Origin of the sequence: Streptantibioticus cattleyicolor NRRL 8057 = DSM 46488 (genome assembly GCF_000240165.1) — a bacterium.
GTDB lineage: Bacteria > Actinomycetota > Actinomycetes > Streptomycetales > Streptomycetaceae > Streptantibioticus > Streptantibioticus cattleyicolor.
On the sequence record NC_017586.1, the window covers coordinates 1,843,738 to 1,860,000 of the forward strand.

A 16,263-nucleotide genomic window follows, 5' to 3' on the forward strand; every position below is an offset into this window, starting at 1 on the left:
GCCCTGGTAGGGCCCAGCAATCCCGCACACGGAACTGTTCGCTGTGAGCGCAGGCAGGGGGTACGAGGGTTGGTCCGGCCGTCCGCGGGAAGGGCGCGGACGGTACCGACGGGGACGGGCCCGGACGCGTGGGTACGCGTCCGGGCCCGTCCCGTGAGACGTGCGACGGGGCTCAGCCCTCGTTCTTCTCCTCGGACTCCGCGGCGGCCTCGGTGGCCTCCTCGGCGGACGCCTCGACCGTCTCGGCGGTCTCGTCCTCCTCGTCGAGGTCGACGACCTCACCGTTGGTGTCCTTGACCGTGGCGGCCTCGACGACCGCGGCCAGCGCCTTGCCCCGGGCGACCTCGCCCACCAGCATCGGGACCTGGCCGCCCTCGACGACCGCCTGGGCGAACTGGTCGGGGGACATGCCGGAGGAGGCGGCGCGGCGCATCAGGTGCTCGGTGAGCTCCTCCTGGTTGACCGAGAGGTTCTCCTTGGAGACCAGCTCGTCGAGGACGAACTGGGTCTTGATGCCCTTCTTGGCCTGCTCCTCGAGCTCGGCGTCGTACTCCTCGGCGGTCTTGCCCTCGCGCTCCAGGAACGACTCCCAGTTCAGCCCCATCATCGGGAACTGGTGGTGCTCCAGGTTGTGCTTGCGGGTCTCGATCTCGTCCTTGAGGAGCTTCTCCGGGACCGGGACCTCGACCAGCTCCAGGAGGGCGTCGAGCACCTTCTCCTGGGCCTGGGTGGCCTGGTCGTACTTCTTGATCCGCTCAAGACGCTTGACGCTGTCGGCGCGCAGCTCCTCGAGGGTGTCGAACTCGCTGGCGAGCTGGGCGAAGTCGTCGTCGAGCGCGGGCAGCTCACGGGCCTGGACGGCGGTGACGTCGACCTTGACCTCGGCCTCACGGCCGGCCGCGGAGCCGCCCTTCAGCTCGGAGGTGAAGGTGGCGGAGGCGCCGGCCTCCAGACCGGTGACGGCCTCGTCGATGCCGTCGAGGAGCTGGCCGGAGCCGATGGTGTAGGTGACACCCTTGGCGACGCCGTCCTCCAGCACCTCGCCGTCGACCTTGGCCTCCAGGTCGATGACGACCACGTCGCCCTCGGCGGCGGCCCGCTCGACCGGGGTGGTGGAGGCGAAGCGCTCGCGGAGCTGCTCGACCGACTTGTCGACGTCCTCGTCCGAGACCTCGACGGCGTCGACGGTGACCTCGATGCCGGAGTAGTCCGGGATCTCGAACTTCGGCCGGATCTCGACCTCGGCGGTGAACTTCAGCTGCTCGTTGTCGTTGAACTCGGTGATGTCGATCTCGGGCTGGCCGAGCACGCTCAGCTCACCCTCGTTGACCGCCTCCGTGTAGAACTTCGGCAGCGCGTCGTTGATCGCCTCTTCGAGCACCGCGCCGCGGCCGAACCGCTGGTCGATGATGCGTGCGGGGATCTTGCCCTTGCGGAACCCGGGCACCGTGACCTGCTGGTTGATCTTCTTGTACGCCGCGTCGAGGCTGGGCTTGAGCTCCTCGAAGGGCACCTCGACGGTGAGTCGAACCCGGGTGGGGTTCAGAGTCTCCACGGCGCTCTTCACGGTTGGGTCTCCTTGGGCTGACATCAGGGGCTTGTGTGGCCGACGAGACGTACTTGCTTGGGCCTACCTGGGGTTCCGGCCCCTACGTCGCCCCGTATACAGGGCCAGCCTGCATAGTACCCGGTACCCGTGACACGGCGGTCGCACGGTGGGCGTGTTCGAACGTCTGGTCGGGGTGGCCGGATTCGAACCGACGACCTTCCGCTCCCAAAGCGGACGCGCTACCAAGCTGCGCCACACCCCGTCGGTGCGACACGTAGCGTACATGGCTCCGCACACCACGACCGCAATATTTCCGCGCGGGGTCCCGCGAAGGCCCGGCCGGGGCCGTGGCCCGGGGGCGGAGGTCGACCCGCTACGATTCGGTGTGCCAGAATGACTGGCCGTTGCGGGCGTAGCTCAATGGTAGAGCCCCAGTCTTCCAAACTGGCTACGCGGGTTCGATTCCCGTCGCCCGCTCCACACCGGCCCCGGCGCCGGGTCACGAGGGTGTTCCCCGTGGTCCGGCCGCCGGGGCCGGCCGTTTTCCCGGCGGCTACAGTGCTCGCCATGGAGATCTGGGTCAATCCGGCGTGTTCCAAGTGCCGCTCGGCGGTCTCGCTGCTGGACGCCGAGGGCGCCTCGTACACCGTGCGCCGGTATCTGGAGGATCCGCCGAGCGCGGCGGAGATCACCGAGGTGCTGGCGTGGCTCGGCCTGGAGCCGTGGGACATCACCCGCACCCAGGAGGCCGTGGCCAAGGAGTTGGGCGTGCGGGAGTGGCCGCGCACCCCGCAGGAGCGGCAGCGCTGGATCGACGCGCTCGCCGCGCACCCGAAGCTCATCCAACGGCCCATCATCACCGCCGACGACGGCAGCGCGGTGGTCGGCCGCACCGAGGAGGCCGTCCGCACGGCGCTCGCCCGCACCCAGGGGTAACCGGTTCGGCGCCGCGCGGCCGTGCCGTGGCGGCGCACCCGCGGGTGCGCCCGGTCAGAGCCTTATCTGGTTGATCGTCGAGGCGATCGACTCCATCAGGCGGTTGATCGACGGGGCGAGCCCCGATGAGGCGAGGAAGAAGCCGAGCAGTATGGCCACGATGGCCGGGCCCGCCTTGATCGATCCGCCGCGCATGAGAACGATCAACACGATCGCCAACAGCACGACCACGGACAGGGAGATGGCCACTCGGGATCACTTCCTCGCTCGGTACGCCTCGCCGGACGGGGGGTGGGCCGCCGGACGGGGGTGCGTCGCCGCCCCTGCTCCCCCGCGCCGACCATCGTGCCACCTGCGCGGCGCGAGCAGGACCCGTCGGGCCGCCCGACACCCGCGTGTCGTACGGGTGTTGGAGCAGCGGTCCGGTCATACCCCGCCAACGCCCGGGTTACTCACGGCAGATGATGAGCAGCGCGCGGTCGTCGTTGGTGTCCTTGGCCACCGCTTCGATCAGCGGGTAGGCCGCGCCGCGGAAGCCGTGGGCGACGTAGCGGTCGGCCTCGCCGATCAACCGGTCGATGCCGTCGCCGAGTTCGCGGCCGGGCAGCTCGACCAGGCCGTCGGTGAAGAGCAGCAGGACGTCCCCGGTGCGCAGGGTGCCCTTGACGCCGTGGAACTCGGCGTCCGCGGCGATGCCCAGCGGCATGCCGTCGGCCGCCTTCTCCTCCCAGCGTCCGGTGCCGGCGATCAGTTGCATCGCGGGCAGGTGGCCGGCCGAGAGGAGTTCGTAGTCGCCGCTCTCCAGGTCGAGCACGAGGTGGGCGGAGGTGGCGAAGCCCTCCTCCCAGTTCTGCCGCAGCAGGTAGCCGTTGGCGGCGCTGAGGAACTGGTGCGGCGGCAGCGAGCCGAGCAGCCCGCCGAAGGCCCCGGAGAGCAGCAGGGCGCGCGAACCGGCGTCCATGCCCTTGCCGGAGACGTCGGCCAGCACCGCCTCCAGGACCCGGCCATCACCCGAACGAGTGGCCACCACGAAGTCACCGGAGAAGAGCTGGCCGCCGGCCGGGCGCAGCCCGATCTCGGCGTGCCAGCCGGCCCCCAGCTCCGGCAGCCGGCTCTGCACCCGGATGCGTTCGCGCAGGTCGAACAGCATGGTGCCGCCGCGCCGCCAGGGCACGCCGACGCGTCTGCGGAACTGGGCGAGCATCAGGCCGCCGAAAGCGACCCCGCCGACCACCAGCACGGTGCCCGGGGAGACCCCTCGGCTGTGCGGGCCGGTGCCGAGCACGGCGTCCTCGACGATGAGCGCGGTGGCCGCGCCGGCGTAGAGCACCAGCAGGCTGGCCGGGCGGAGCATCAGGCCGCCGATGATCACCGGGAAGACCAGGGCGGTCGGCGGGACCCAGGCGGGCGCGACGCTGGTGGCCCAGGCCAGGGTGGGGACCATCGTCGTCTGTATGGTCAGCGCCAGCCAGTCGGAGCCGTTGCCGCGGAAGTACTCGACGGAGGACCGGCGCACCATCGTCCAGGCCCGCCGTGCCGATCTGCGGATCTGGGCCCGGATGCCGTCGTGGACGGGGCGCGGCAGGGCGTCGCCGCGCACGCTGCGCACCACTTCGGCCGTGCGGCCGATGCCCTCTTCAGTCCCGTCCGTCCCGCCCTCCCGCCGGTCGTACCACTGCCCCTCGCCCTCCCCGGGCTCCCGGCACGCGGATGCCGGCACCCTCATCGGAGAGCGCTTCGCACTCCTGCTCTCCATCCCGTTCTCCTGAAGCGCCGAGCGCGCCACTGCCGGCTTGCCGTTCGTGGGTGACCTTATCCACCCGTTCGGCGGTGCGTCGATTCACGACTCGCCGGACGAAGGCGGATGAAGGGATCCTGTCACCGGGCGTTCGAAAAGGAGTCGCTCATCCGGGGAGCCGTTGATAGGCAGGGGTCATGACAACGGATCTGCGGGTGCTGGAACCGGAGCACTGGGACCACTGGTACGGGCGGCTGGAGCGGGCGTTCGGGGGCGCCGACGACGCCGAGGAACGGGCGTTGTGGCGTGATCTGACCGAGTTCGAGCGGTCGTTGGCGGTGTGGGACGGCGGTGAGGTGGTCGGCACCGCGGGGGCGTTCTCGTTCCAGGTGTCGGTGCCGGGCGGGGCGGCGGTGCCGGCGGCCGGGGTGACCATGGTCAGCGTCCAGGCCACGCACCGCCGCCGGGGCGTGCTCACCTCGATGATGCGGCGCCTCCTGGACGACGTGCGCGGACGCGGGGAGCCGCTGGCCGTGCTGACCGCCTCGGAGCCGGGGATCTACGGGCGGTTCGGGTACGGGCTGGCCACCCGGCAGATGCGGATCGAGCCGGACACCGACCGGGTGCGGGTGCTCGCGCCGCCGGAGGCGGACGGGGTGCGGCTGCGGGTGGCCGATCCGCGCGAGGCGGTGGACGCCTGCGAGGCGGTCTACGCGCGCCGGGTGCCGCTGCGGCCGGGGGCGCCGGTCCGGCCGCCGGGCTGGGAGCACCTGCCGCTGCTGACCGGCCAGTGGCGGCGGGAGGGCGCCGGCGAGCTGCTGTGCGTGCTGGCCGAACGGGACGGCGAGGTGACCGGGTACGCGCGCTACGCGGTCAGCCCCGCCTGGGAGTTCACCGGTCCGCGGGGCGCCGTCCTCCTGCGTGACCTGGAGGCGCTGGACCCCGTGACCTGTGCGGCGCTGTGGCGTTACCTGTTCAGCGTCGACCTCACCTCCTCGGTGCGCGCGGGGAACCGGCCGGTGGACGATCCGCTGCTGCACCTGGTGTCGGACGTGCGCCGCTGTGACGTGCGGGTGCGGGACGGGATGTTCCTGCGGGTGGTCGAGGTGGGGGCGGCGCTGACGGCTCGGGCCTACGCGGCGCCGGTGGACGTGGTGCTGGAGGTCACCGATCCGTTCTGCCCGTGGAACGAGGGGCGGTGGCGGCTGAGCGGGGACGCCAAGGGGGCCTCGTGCGAGCGCACCGGGGACGCGGCCGATCTGGTGGTGGGCGCGACGGAGCTGGGCTCGCTCCACCTGGGCGGGGTCTCGGCGGCCGGGCTGGCGGCGGCCGGCCGGATACGCGAGGTGCGGGCGGGGGCGCTGGCGGAGCTGGAGACCGCGTTCCACTCGCCGCTGGCGCCGTGGCTGCCGCACGGTTTCTGAGCCGGCCCGGGGCGTTCGGGCCGGGTCAGCGGGTCTGGCAGCCCGGGCACCAGAACAGGTTGCGGTTGCCGAGGTCTGCGGTGCGGACCTCGGTGCCGCAGACCAGGCAGGGGCTGCCGGCACGCCGGTAGACGTAGACCTCGCCGCCGTGGTCGTCCACCCGGGGCGGGCGCCCCATGGCCTCGGGGGTGTGCTCGGGGCGCACGGTGTCGATGCGGTTGAACCGTACGCCCTCGCGCATCAGGGCGACCAGGTCGGCCCAGACGGCGTCCCACTCGGCCCGGGTCAGGCCGCGGCCGGCCCGGTAGGGGTCGATGCCCTGGCGGAAGAGGACTTCGGCGCGGTAGACGTTGCCGACGCCGGCGATCACCTTCTGGTCCATCAGCAGGGCGGCTACGGAGGTGCGGCTGCGGGAGATCCGTTCCCAGGCGCGGTCGCCGGTTCCCGGGCGAAGGGGGTCCGGGCCCAGGCGGTCGTGTATCGCCCGCTTCTCCTCGTCGGTGATCAGCTCGCAGGCGGTGGGGCCGCGCAGGTCGGCGTAGTGCTCGTCACCGGCGAGCCGCAGCCGCACGGTGTCGCCGGCCGGCGGCGCCGGGGCCGGGCCGAAGCCCAGCTTGCCGAAGAGGCCGAGGTGGATGTGGACCCAGCCGAGCGGCCCGAAGCCCAGGAAGAGGTGTTTGCCGTGGGCCTGGGAGTCCTCCAGCGGGCGGCCGTCGAGGAGGGCGGCGCCATCGGCGAACTTGCCCTGCGGGCTGGTGACGCGCACGGGCCGGCCGCCGAACCTCTCCCAGTGGTCGGCGGCCAGCCGGTGGATGGTGTGCCCTTCCGGCATCCGGTGCTCAGCCCTGCTGGGGGTGGTGGGCCGGGATGGCGGGCAGCTCGCCGGTGGTCTCGTAGGCGCCGAGCATGTCGATGCGGCGCACGTGGCGTTCGTCACCGGAGAACGGGGTGGCGAGGAAGGCCTCGACGAAGCGGGTGGCCTCCTCCTCGGTGTGCATCCGGGCGCCGACGCTGATCACGTTGGCGTTGTTGTGCTCCCGGCCCAGCTTGGCGGTCTCCTCGCTCCAGGCGAGGGCGGCGCGGACGCCCTTGACCTTGTTGGCGGCGATGGCCTCACCGTTGCCGGAGCCGCCGATGACGATGCCCAGGGCGCCGGGGTCGGCGGCGGTGCGCTCGGCGGCACGCAGGCAGAACGGCGGGTAGTCGTCCTGGGCGTCGTAGATGTGCGGGCCGCAGTCGACCGGCTCGTGGCCGCCTGCCTTGAGCCACTGGACGAGGTGGTTCTTGAGTTCGTAGCCGGCATGATCCGAGCCGAGGTAGACGCGCATGCCCCCGAGTGTGGCACGGGCCGGGGCGGTGACGGGCGGCGGCCCCTGGGCCGGTGTCGTCAAAGGATCACCGGTCGGCGGCCGGACGAGGGCAACGATTCGGACACAGGTATTCCATTCGGACGGCTGCCTGGGATTCCATGCCTGCACTCGTGAACCGAGAGCAAAGGAATGGCGCATGGGCGCGCAACCGCCGCTTACGAAGGACGATCTCACGGCCGGTGAACCCGGCGCGGGCGCCTCGGAGCCGACCGGGCACGGCTTGCAGGCCGGACTGAAGAACCGCCATCTGTCCATGATCGCGATCGGCGGGGTGATCGGCGCCGGGCTGTTCGTCGGCTCCGGCGCCGGTATCGCCGCCGCGGGACCCGCCATCCTGCTGTCGTACGCGCTGGTGGGCGCGATGGTGGTGCTGGTGATGCGGATGCTGGGCGAGATGTCGGCGGCCAACCCGGCCTCCGGCTCCTTCTCGGCCTACGCGGACCGGGCGCTGGGCCGCTGGGCCGGGTTCACCATCGGCTGGCTGTACTGGTTCTTCTGGGTGGTGGTGCTCGCGGTCGAGGCGATGGCGGGCGCGGGCATCCTCAACGGATGGTTCCCGGCGGTGCCGGTGTGGGGCTGGGCGCTGATCGTGATGGTGGTGCTCACCGCGACCAACCTGTTCTCGGTCGGCTCCTACGGTGAGTTCGAGTTCTGGTTCGCCGGGATCAAGGTCTTCGCCATCGCGGCCTTCCTGGTGCTGGGCGCGCTGGCGGCGTTCGGGGTGCTCCCGGGCACCCACGACCAGGCGGTGGGGCTGACCAACCTCACCGGCCACGGCGGCTTCCTGCCCAAGGGGCCGGGGGCGATCCTCACCGGTGTGCTGATGGTGGTCTTCTCCTTCATGGGCAGCGAGATCGTCACGCTGGCCGCCGGTGAGTCGGCCGACCCGCGCAAGGCGGTCACCAAGGCCACCAACAGCGTGATCTGGCGCATAGCCGTCTTCTACCTGGGCTCCATCCTGATCGTGGTCTCGCTGCTGCCGTGGGACTCCGCCGAGGTGAAGAAGAGCCCGTACGTGGCGGTGCTCAACCACATCGGCATCGCCCACGCGGGCCAGGTGATGAACGTCATCGTGCTCACCGCGGTGCTCTCCTGCCTCAACTCCGGGCTGTACACCGCCTCCCGGATGGCGTTCTCGCTCAGCAAGCGCGGGGACGCGCCGCGGGCCTTCGGCCGGACCACGCCGCGCGGTGTGCCGGCGGTGGCCATCCTGGCCTCGGTGGTCTTCGGCTTCGTGGCGGTCTTCTTCGACTACGAGTTCCCGACGACCGTCTTCCAGTTCCTGCTGAACTCCTCGGGCGCGGTGGCCCTGTTCGTGTGGCTGGTGATCTGCTTCTCGCAGCTGCGGATGCGGCGGATGATCGAGCGGGACGCGCCGGAGAAGCTGACCGTGAAGATGTGGGCGTACCCGTATCTGACCTGGGTCACCATCGGGATGATCCTCTTCGTCATCGGCTACATGTTCACCGACTCCGACGGGCGGCAGCAGATGGTGCTCTCGCTGCTCGCCGCCGGGATCGTGCTGGTGGTGGCGGTGGTACGGGAGCGGATCGGCAAGCGCGCCAAGAGCTGAGCCGCGGCGGGACGCGGACAAGGCACCGGCCCGGGGAGTGACTCCCCGGGCCGGTGCCTTGTCGTGTTCCGTGTGGTGCGCCGGTCACCGGCCGCCGCGGCCGACCAGCTTCCACGCGGTGGGGAGCACGCCCATGGCGAGCGCGGCCTTGAGGGCGTCGCCGAGGAGGAACGGCACCAGGCCGGCCGCGACGGCCTGGCCGAGGCTCAGGTGGGCGGCGACGGCCAGGTAGGGCACGCCGACGGCGTAGATCACCGCTTCACCGGCCACCATGGCACCGGCGGTGCGCCACACCCCGCGGTCGGCGCCGCGCCGGGCGAGCGCGCCGACCAGCGCGGAGGCGAGGACCATGCCGAGCACGTAGCCGAGGCTGGGCATCAGGGCACCGTGCGCGCCGCCCGCGAAGACCGGCGCCCCGGCGACCCCGGCGACCGCGTACACCAGCAGCGAGAGCATGCCGCGGCGGGCACCGAGGGCGGTGCCGACCAGCAGCGCGGCGAAGGTCTGGCCGGTCACCGGCACCGGGGAGCCGGGGACGGGGACGGCGATCTGGGCGGCCACGGCGGTCAGCGCGGCGCCGCCGAGCACCAGCGCGGCGTCGCGCAGCCGGGCACGGGTGGCGGTGGACGCAGTAAGCAGGTCGGCGAGGACCGGCTGCGGGCGGGCGGGGGCGGCGATGCTCATCGGGACTCCGCGGGGTCGGGGACAGCGGTGGACACGGTGACGTTAGCCCAGCGGACCGCTGCCGATCACGGTCAGCGCATGACAAGGCGCGGTGACGGTGGTGATGGTGTCCCTACAAAGCGTGGCGGTCACCGGACCACCGGTGCCGGAACGTCCGTGACGCTCGTCACTGCGCACTCGTCGTCGCGGGATCGTTTTGCCGGGGCGGGGCGGCAGCGGGGAGACTGTGGAGTCCCACCAAAGCCCTGAGCACTGCGAGAGTGACCAGCACCATGCACGACGCACCGCCCGCCGACGCGCGCCCGACCTCCGGCGGCGGCCGGGAACCGCTGGGCGCGGGGCTCAAGCAGCGCCACATGACCATGCTGGGGCTGGGCGGGGTGATCGGCGCCGGGCTCTTCGTGGGGTCGGGCGCCGGGATCGCGGTGGCCGGGCCGGGGATCGTGGTGTCGTACCTGATCGCGGGTGCGCTGGCGATGCTGATCATGCGGATGCTGGGCGAGTTGTCGGCCGCGATGCCGTCCTCCGGGGCGTTCTCGGTCCACGCGGAGCGGGCCTTCGGCCGCTGGGCCGGGTTCACCGTGGGGTGGCTGTACTGGTTCATGCTGGTGGTGGTGCTGGCGGTGGAGGCGACCGGGGCGGCCACCATCGCCGCCGGGTGGTGGCCGGCGGTGCCGCAGTGGGCGTGGGTGCTGCTGTTCATGGTGGTCTTCACCGGGGCCAACCTCGCCTCGGTGCGCAGCTTCGGCGAGTTCGAGTTCTGGTTCGCGGCGCTGAAGGTGGCCGCGATCGTGGCGTTCCTGGTGCTCGGGGTGCTGGCGGCGTGCGGGGTGCTGCCGGGTACGCGTCCGGTGGGGGCGGCCAACCTGACCGGCCACGGCGGTTTCCTGCCGCGCGGCTGGAACGGGGTGGTCTCCGGGGTGCTGGCGGTGGTCTTCGCCTTCGGCGGACTGGAGGTGGTCACCATCGCCGCCGCCGAGTCCGACGACCCGGCGCGGGCGGTGGGCCGGGCGGTGCGCAGCGCGGTGGCGCGGATCCTGCTGTTCTACGTCGGCTCGATGCTGGTGGTGGTCACCCTGCTGCCGTGGACCTCGATCACGCCGGGGCACAGCCCGTACGTGGCGGTACTGGACCGGATCGGCGTCCCGGCGGCCGGGCAGATCATGAACGCGGTGGTCTTCGTCGCCCTGCTCTCGGCGCTCAACGCCAACCTGTACGGGGCGTCGCGGATGGTGTTCTCGCTGGCCCGGCGCGGGGAGGCGCCGCGCGGGCTGCTGCGGGTGACCGGCGGGGTGCCGGTGCGGGCGGTGCTGGCCTCGGTGGCGTTCGGCTTCGTCTCGGTGCTGCTCAACCTGAAGTGGCCGCACTCGGTCTTCCTGTACCTGCTCAACGCCGTGGGCGCGGTGCTGCTGGTGGTGTGGGGGCTGGTGATCGGTTCCCATCTGCGGTTGCGGCGGCGGATCGACCGGGCGGCGCGGGAGACGGGCGGCGTTGTTCCGGCGGTGCGGGCGTGGGGCTTCCCGTGGCTCAACTGGGTGGCGCTGGCCGGGATGGTGGCGGTGCTGGTGCTGATGGCGGCCGACCCCGGGTCGCGTCCGCAGGTGCTGTGGTCGGGCGGGGCGACCGGGCTGGTGCTGCTGGCGGCGTGGGTACGGCAGGCGCGCAGGGCGGGCGATTCGGCGGAAGCGGCCGGAAAACCCCGTACCTGACGACGGATTGGTCACATTCCGTTAACAAACCGTCCGTATAGCGAACTCTTCATTGCTGGCACCGGTGCACCCCCGCACACTGATGCGGCCTCGTCGTGAGGCGACCCGTACCGCTCTCACCAACTGGACGGTCGAGACATGAATCGGACCACTGAGCCGAGTCCTGGCACGGCGCCGGTCGCCGACGACGGCGTGGAGCGCGGATTGCGCCATGGACTCAAGCAACGCCATCTGTCGATGATCGCACTGGGCGGGGTGATCGGCGCCGGGCTCTTCGTCGGTTCCGGGGCCGGCATCGCCGCGGCCGGTCCGTCGATCGTGGTCGCCTACGCCCTCTCCGGCCTGCTGGTCATGCTGGTGATGCGGATGCTCGGCGAGATGTCGGCGGCCAACCCGGCCTCCGGCTCCTTCTCGGTGCACGCCGAACGGGCGCTGGGCCCGTGGGCCGGGTTCACCGCCGGCTGGATGTTCTGGCTGCTGCTGTGCGTGGCGCTGGCCGCCGAGGGGATAGGCGCGGCCGGGATCATGACGAGCTGGTTCCCGGGGACCCCGTCGTGGCTGTGGGTGGGGTTGTTCATGGCGCTGTTCTGCGGCAGCAACCTGGCGGCGGTGGCCAACTTCGGTGAGTTCGAGTTCTGGTTCGCCACGTTGAAGGTGGCCGCCATCACGTTGTTCCTGGTGCTGGGCGTGCTGGCGATCGCCGGGGTGCTGCCGGGCACCTCGGCGCCGGGGGCGGCCAACATCACCGGCTCCGGCGGCTTCCTGCCCAAGGGCGGCGGCGGCCTCATCGTCGGCCTGCTGGCGTCGGTCTTCGCCTACGGCGGGCTGGAGACGGTGACGATCGCGGCGGCCGAGTCGCAGGATCCGGTCAAGAGCGTGGGCCGCGCGGTGCGCACCGCGATGTGGCGGATCGCCGTCTTCTACGTGGGCTCGATGCTGGTGATCGTCACGCTGATCCCGTGGAACGACCCCGCGCTGGTCAAGCACGGCCCGTACGTGGCGGTGCTGGACCACATCGGGATCCCGGCGGCCGGCCAGGTGATGAACGCGGTGATCCTGGTGGCCCTGCTGTCGGCGATGAACGCCAACACCTACGGCGCCTCGCGGATGGCGTACTCGCTGGTCTCCCGGAACCAGGGGCCGCGGTGGCTTCGGCGCAACCCCACCGGGGTGCCGCGGCTGGCGGTGCTGGCCTCCTGCGCCTTCGGCTTCTTCGCGGTGCTGCTGAGCTACTGGTGGCCCGACACGGTCTTCACCTGGCTGCTGAACATGGTGGGCGCCGCGGTGCTGGTGGTGTGGGCCTTCATCGCCCTGGCCCAGCTGCGGATGCGCCGCCTGCTGGAACGCGACGAGCCGGAGAAGCTGGTGGTGCGGATGTGGGCGTACCCGTACCTGACGTGGCTGGCGCTGGCCGGGATCGTGGCGGTGCTGGCGCTGATGGCGTGGAAGCCGGACACCCGGGTGCAGCTGTACTTCACCGGGGGCGCGGCGGTCGCGCTGGCGGTGACCGGACTGCTGCGGCAGCGGCTCGCGAGCCGTCGCCCGGCCGCGGAGCAACTGGCAGGATAGGGCCGCGTTTCACACCGGACGGACGGGGCCCCGCGCGGTGGTGTCGCGCGGGCCCCTCGCGTCCGGGAACGCGGGCGCTCGGTCGCTCAGTCGAAGACCGGCCCGGTGGTGCGGGTGCGCTTGATCTCGTAGAAGCCGGGCGTGCCGGCGACCAGCAGGGTGCCGTCCCACAGCCGGGCGGCGGCCTCGCCCTTGGGCGCCGGGGTGACCACGGGGCCGAAGAAGGCGATCCGCTCGCCGTCGGCGCCGGGCACCGAGATGACCGGGGTGCCCACGTCCTCGCCGACCAGGCCGATGCCCTCCTGGTGGGAGATGCGCAGCTCGGCGTCGTACTCGTCGGTGTCGGCGGCGTCGGCCAGTTCGGCCGGGAGCCCGGCCTCCTCCAGGGCGGCCACGACGGTCTCCCGGGTGCGCGGCAGCGCCTGGTTGTGGAAGCGGGTGCCCAGCGCGGTGTAGAGCCGGCCGAGGGCCTCCGCGCCGTGCTTCTGCTCGGCGGCGACGCACACCCGTACCGGGCCCCAGGCCTCGGTCAGCAGCTGCCGGTACTCCTCGGGAAGGTCGTCGAGGCGCGGCTCGTTGAGGACCGCCAGGCTCATCACGTGCCAGCGCACGGTGACCGGGCGGACCTTCTCCACCTCCAGCATCCAGCGGGAGGTCATCCAGGCCCAGGGACAGACCGGGTCGAACCAGAAGTCGGCGACGGTCCGGTCGGTGCCGGTTGCTGCGGCGGTGTCGGTCACGGGTGGTACTCCCCTGCCTTTTTCGGTCGATGACGTCCGTCGCCGGATGCAACACGGGTGGCCGGGCGGCCATTCCCACGCGACCGCCACCAGCGGGACGTGCGATGATGCGTTCGCTTCGCCCGGCACGGCGTACGGAGGGTCGACGACGACCGTCCCGGCCCGGCCCGCGGACGACCGACCCGGCCGACCGCGCCGGCGCCCCCGTCCGGTCACCGACGCACCGCCCGTCACCGCGACAAGACGAAGGAGTCACCCGTGCCCGGAGAGAACCTCACCCGCGACGAGGCCCGGGAGCGGGCCGGGCTGATCTCCGTGGACGGCTACGACGTGGCGCTCGATCTGCGCTCCGCGGTCCGCCCCGAGGAGCACACCTTCCACTCGGTGACCACCATCCGGTTCCGCTGCGCGCGGCCGGGCGCCTCGACCTTCGTCGACCTGCTGGCGCCCTCGGTGGACTCGGTGGTGCTCAACGGCCGGGAGCTGACCCCGGCCGCCGTCTTCGACGGCGGCCGCATCGCGCTGGACGGCCTCGACGCCGTCAACGAGCTGGTGGTGAACGCCCGTTGCGCCTACAGCCGCACCGGCGAGGGGCTGCACCGCTTCGCCGACCCGGAGGACGGCGAGGTGTACCTGTACACCCAGTACGAGCCGGCCGACGCCCGCCGGGTCTTCGCCACCTTCGAACAGCCCGACCTGAAGGCGCCGTTCACCTTCACCGTCACCGCGCCCGAGCACTGGACGGTGCTCTCCGGCGGCGAGCGGGTCTCCCACGAGCCGGCCAGCGAGGCCGCCGCCACCTGGCGGTTCGCGCCGACCGAGCCGATCTCCACCTACATCACCGCGGTGGTGGCCGGGCCGTACCACATGGAACGGGACGTCTACGAGCGGACGCTGCCGGACGGCGGCACGCTGCGGGTCCCGCTGGGCGCGCTGTGCCGCCGGTCGCTGGCGAAGCACTTCGACGCCGCCGACATCTTCACCGTCACCAAGCAGGGGCTGGACTTCTTCCACGACCACTTCGACTACCCGTACCCGTTCGGCAAGTACGACCAGGCGTTCGTGCCGGAGTACAACATCGGGGCGATGGAGAACCCGGGGCTGGTGACCTTCCGGGAGGAGTTCGTCTTCCGCGGCAAGGTGACCCGGGCGTCCTACGAGGGCCGGGCCAACGTCATCCTGCACGAGATGGCCCACATGTGGTTCGGCGACCTGGTCACCATGGAGTGGTGGGACGACCTGTGGCTCAAGGAGTCCTTCGCGGACTTCATGGGGGCCTTCTCGCTGGTGGAGGCGACCAGGTTCACCGAGGGGTGGATCACCTTCGCCAACCGCCGCAAGGCGTGGGCCTACCGCGCCGACCAGCTGCCCTCCACCCACCCGGTCACCGCCGACATCCACGACCTGCAGGACGCCAAGCTCAACTTCGACGGCATCACCTACGCCAAGGGCGCCAGTGTCCTCAAGCAGCTGGTGGCCTACGTGGGCCGGGAAGCCTTCCTGGAGGGCGCCCGCCGCTACTTCAAGCGCCACGCCTACGGCAACACCCGCCTCGCCGACCTGCTCGCGGTGCTGGAGGAGACCTCCGGGCGGGACATGGCGGCCTGGTCCCGGGCCTGGCTGGAGACGGCCGGGGTCAACTCCCTGGCCCCCGAGGTGCGTTACGACGCCGAGGGCCGGATCGCCGAGCTGGCCGTGGCCCAGCAGGCGCCCGCCTCCCACCCCGTGCTGCGCCCGCACCGGGTCGCGGTCGGCCTCTACCGGCGCGGCGCGGACGGCGCGCTGGAACGGTACGCCCGGGCCGAGGCCGACGTGGCCGGCGAGCGCACCGTGGTGCCGGAGCTGACCGGCGTCGGCCGGCCCGACCTGGTGCTCGTCAACGACGAGGACCTGACCTACTGCAAGGTGCGGTTCGACGAGGACTCGCTGCGCACGCTCCGCGGCCACCTCGGCGACCTGACCGACCCGATGGCCCGCGCGGTGGTCTGGTCGGCGGTGTGGAACATGACCCGCGACGCGCTGATGCCGGCCCGGGAATACCTGGCGATGTTCCTGGACTTCGGCGGGCGCGAGTCCGACATCGGCGTCCTGCAGATGCTGCACTCCTGGGCCGGGACGGCGCTGGAGCACTACGCGGCGCCGGCCTGGCGGGCCGAGGGGGCGCGGGCGCTGGCCGACGGCGCGGCGCGGGAGCTGCGCCGGGCCGAGCCGGGCAGCGGCCACCAGCTCGCCTGGGCGCGGTTCCTCGCCCGGGTGGCCTCCTCCGAGGGTGATCTGGCGCTGCTGCGCGATCTGTTGGACGGCACCGAGCGGATCGAGGGGCTGGAGGTCGACCAGGAGCTGCGCTGGACGTTCCTGGAGCCGCTGGCCGCCCACGGCCTCGCCGACGAGGAGGTGCTCGCCGCCGAGCTGACCCGGGACGACACCGCCTCCGGCCGCCGCCACCAGGTGCGCTGCCTGGCCGCCCGCCCGTCGGCCCAGGTGAAGGCGGCGGCGTGGAGCGAGCTGGTGGAGACCGACGCGCTCTCCAACGCCCTGGTGGAGGCGACCATCTCCGGCTTCGCCCAGTCCGGCCAGCGGGAACTGCTGGCGCCCTACGCCGAGCGGTACTTCGCGGTGATCGAACGGGTCTGGGCCGAGCGCACCATCGAGATCGGCATGGCCGTGGTGCGCGGACTCTTCCCGCACCACCAGGACTCGCCCGGGACGCTGGCCGCCGCCGACGCGTGGCTGGCCGGCCACCCGCAGGCCCCGGCCGCGCTGCGCCGCCTGGTGCTGGAGGCCCGCGACGACCTGGCCCGGGCGCTGGCGGCCCAGGGGTGCGACGGCGCGGTCGCCTGACGACCCGACGGCGCGCGGCACCGGCCGCGCGCCCCGGTCCGTCCCGGGGTCGCCTTCTCGGCCGTCGAACGCGCGTACTTTAGCCCCGTACCGTCCCGGTTTGTCGACGGCTGGGTAACAGCGGGTTACC

13 protein-coding genes and 2 tRNA genes are annotated in these 16,263 nt (G+C 72.2%); 7 read left to right on the plus strand and 8 right to left on the minus strand.

The features are described 5' to 3' along the window. Positions 1 to 172: 172 nt before the first annotated feature. Positions 173 to 1,567, minus strand: coding sequence for a trigger factor (tig, locus tag SCATT_RS08055; protein ID WP_014142500.1), 1,395 nt, complete (start codon positions 1,565 to 1,567; stop codon positions 173 to 175). Between the two features lie 167 nt (positions 1,568 to 1,734). Next, a tRNA-Pro gene (locus SCATT_RS08060) sits at positions 1,735 to 1,811 on the minus strand. A 144-nt stretch (positions 1,812 to 1,955) separates the two neighbouring features. Between SCATT_RS08060 and SCATT_RS08065 the strand changes: the two genes are divergently transcribed. Beyond that, a tRNA-Gly gene (locus SCATT_RS08065) sits at positions 1,956 to 2,029 on the plus strand. Between the two features lie 87 nt (positions 2,030 to 2,116). After that, positions 2,117 to 2,485: an arsenate reductase family protein gene (locus SCATT_RS08070; RefSeq protein WP_014142502.1), complete on the plus strand. Its 369-nt coding sequence runs from the start codon at positions 2,117 to 2,119 to the stop codon at positions 2,483 to 2,485. 54 nt (positions 2,486 to 2,539) lie between these two features. Here the strand turns inward: SCATT_RS08070 and SCATT_RS08075 are convergent, their stop codons facing one another. Both SCATT_RS08075 and SCATT_RS08080 read right to left on the minus strand, forming a co-directional pair. Beyond that, on the minus strand, positions 2,540 to 2,734 hold the full coding sequence (locus tag SCATT_RS08075; RefSeq protein WP_014142503.1) for a hypothetical protein: 195 nt from the start codon (positions 2,732 to 2,734) through the stop codon (positions 2,540 to 2,542). A gap of 199 nt (positions 2,735 to 2,933) precedes the next feature. Beyond that, a complete protein-coding gene (locus SCATT_RS08080) occupies positions 2,934 to 4,211 on the minus strand; it encodes a PP2C family protein-serine/threonine phosphatase (RefSeq protein WP_014142504.1) in 1,278 nt (425 codons plus the stop codon). A gap of 209 nt (positions 4,212 to 4,420) precedes the next feature. Between SCATT_RS08080 and SCATT_RS08085 the strand changes: the two genes are divergently transcribed. After that, positions 4,421 to 5,647 (plus strand): GNAT family N-acetyltransferase, encoded by a 1,227-nt coding sequence (locus SCATT_RS08085; protein ID WP_014142505.1) that lies wholly within the window; start codon positions 4,421 to 4,423, stop codon positions 5,645 to 5,647. Between the two features lie 25 nt (positions 5,648 to 5,672). On the opposite strand, the gene SCATT_RS08090 is transcribed toward SCATT_RS08085, so the two are convergent. Both SCATT_RS08090 and SCATT_RS08095 read right to left on the minus strand, forming a co-directional pair. After that, complete coding sequence (locus tag SCATT_RS08090) at positions 5,673 to 6,479, minus strand: Fpg/Nei family DNA glycosylase (RefSeq protein ID WP_014142506.1); 807 nt, start codon at positions 6,477 to 6,479, stop codon at positions 5,673 to 5,675. A gap of 7 nt (positions 6,480 to 6,486) precedes the next feature. Then, positions 6,487 to 6,975: a ribose-5-phosphate isomerase gene (locus tag SCATT_RS08095; RefSeq protein ID WP_014142507.1), complete on the minus strand. Its 489-nt coding sequence runs from the start codon at positions 6,973 to 6,975 to the stop codon at positions 6,487 to 6,489. A gap of 178 nt (positions 6,976 to 7,153) precedes the next feature. On the opposite strand from SCATT_RS08095, the gene SCATT_RS08100 reads away from it, so the two are divergent. Beyond that, positions 7,154 to 8,590 (plus strand): amino acid permease, encoded by a 1,437-nt coding sequence (locus tag SCATT_RS08100; protein ID WP_014142508.1) that lies wholly within the window; start codon positions 7,154 to 7,156, stop codon positions 8,588 to 8,590. 84 nt (positions 8,591 to 8,674) lie between these two features. Here the strand turns inward: SCATT_RS08100 and SCATT_RS08105 are convergent, their stop codons facing one another. Next, positions 8,675 to 9,274 carry a biotin transporter BioY gene (locus SCATT_RS08105; RefSeq protein ID WP_014142509.1) on the minus strand — a complete coding sequence of 200 codons (600 nt, stop codon included), beginning with the start codon at positions 9,272 to 9,274 and terminating at the stop codon, positions 8,675 to 8,677. Between the two features lie 272 nt (positions 9,275 to 9,546). Here SCATT_RS08105 and SCATT_RS08110 point away from each other — a divergent pair, with 272 nt between their 5' ends. Continuing rightward, positions 9,547 to 10,983: an amino acid permease gene (locus SCATT_RS08110; protein ID WP_014142510.1), complete on the plus strand. Its 1,437-nt coding sequence runs from the start codon at positions 9,547 to 9,549 to the stop codon at positions 10,981 to 10,983. Positions 10,984 to 11,121: 138 nt separating this feature from the next. Then, positions 11,122 to 12,552: an amino acid permease gene (locus tag SCATT_RS08115; protein WP_014142511.1), complete on the plus strand. Its 1,431-nt coding sequence runs from the start codon at positions 11,122 to 11,124 to the stop codon at positions 12,550 to 12,552. An 86-nt stretch (positions 12,553 to 12,638) separates the two neighbouring features. On the opposite strand, the gene SCATT_RS08120 is transcribed toward SCATT_RS08115, so the two are convergent. After that, on the minus strand, positions 12,639 to 13,292 hold the full coding sequence (locus SCATT_RS08120) for a mycothiol-dependent nitroreductase Rv2466c family protein (protein WP_014142512.1): 654 nt from the start codon (positions 13,290 to 13,292) through the stop codon (positions 12,639 to 12,641). Between the two features lie 258 nt (positions 13,293 to 13,550). Between SCATT_RS08120 and pepN the strand changes: the two genes are divergently transcribed. Further along, positions 13,551 to 16,133 carry an aminopeptidase N gene (gene pepN, locus SCATT_RS08125; RefSeq protein ID WP_014142513.1) on the plus strand — a complete coding sequence of 861 codons (2,583 nt, stop codon included), beginning with the start codon at positions 13,551 to 13,553 and terminating at the stop codon, positions 16,131 to 16,133. The last annotated feature ends 130 nt before the right edge of the window (positions 16,134 to 16,263 follow it).

What these genes read in the sequence shown, in the direction of transcription:
- SCATT_RS08070 (WP_014142502.1), top strand. Translation starts at nt 2,117, where the DNA reads ATGGAGATCTGGGTCAATCCGGCGTGTTCCAAGTGCCGCTCGGCGGTC.
- SCATT_RS08080 (WP_014142504.1), bottom strand. Translation starts at nt 4,211, where the DNA reads ATGAGGGTGCCGGCATCCGCGTGCCGGGAGCCCGGGGAGGGCGAGGGG.
- SCATT_RS08085 (WP_014142505.1), top strand. Translation starts at nt 4,421, where the DNA reads ATGACAACGGATCTGCGGGTGCTGGAACCGGAGCACTGGGACCACTGG.
- SCATT_RS08090 (WP_014142506.1), bottom strand. Translation starts at nt 6,479, where the DNA reads ATGCCGGAAGGGCACACCATCCACCGGCTGGCCGCCGACCACTGGGAG.
- SCATT_RS08095 (WP_014142507.1), bottom strand. Translation starts at nt 6,975, where the DNA reads ATGCGCGTCTACCTCGGCTCGGATCATGCCGGCTACGAACTCAAGAAC.
- SCATT_RS08100 (WP_014142508.1), top strand. Translation starts at nt 7,154, where the DNA reads ATGGGCGCGCAACCGCCGCTTACGAAGGACGATCTCACGGCCGGTGAA.
- SCATT_RS08105 (WP_014142509.1), bottom strand. Translation starts at nt 9,274, where the DNA reads ATGAGCATCGCCGCCCCCGCCCGCCCGCAGCCGGTCCTCGCCGACCTG.
- SCATT_RS08110 (WP_014142510.1), top strand. Translation starts at nt 9,547, where the DNA reads ATGCACGACGCACCGCCCGCCGACGCGCGCCCGACCTCCGGCGGCGGC.
- SCATT_RS08115 (WP_014142511.1), top strand. Translation starts at nt 11,122, where the DNA reads ATGAATCGGACCACTGAGCCGAGTCCTGGCACGGCGCCGGTCGCCGAC.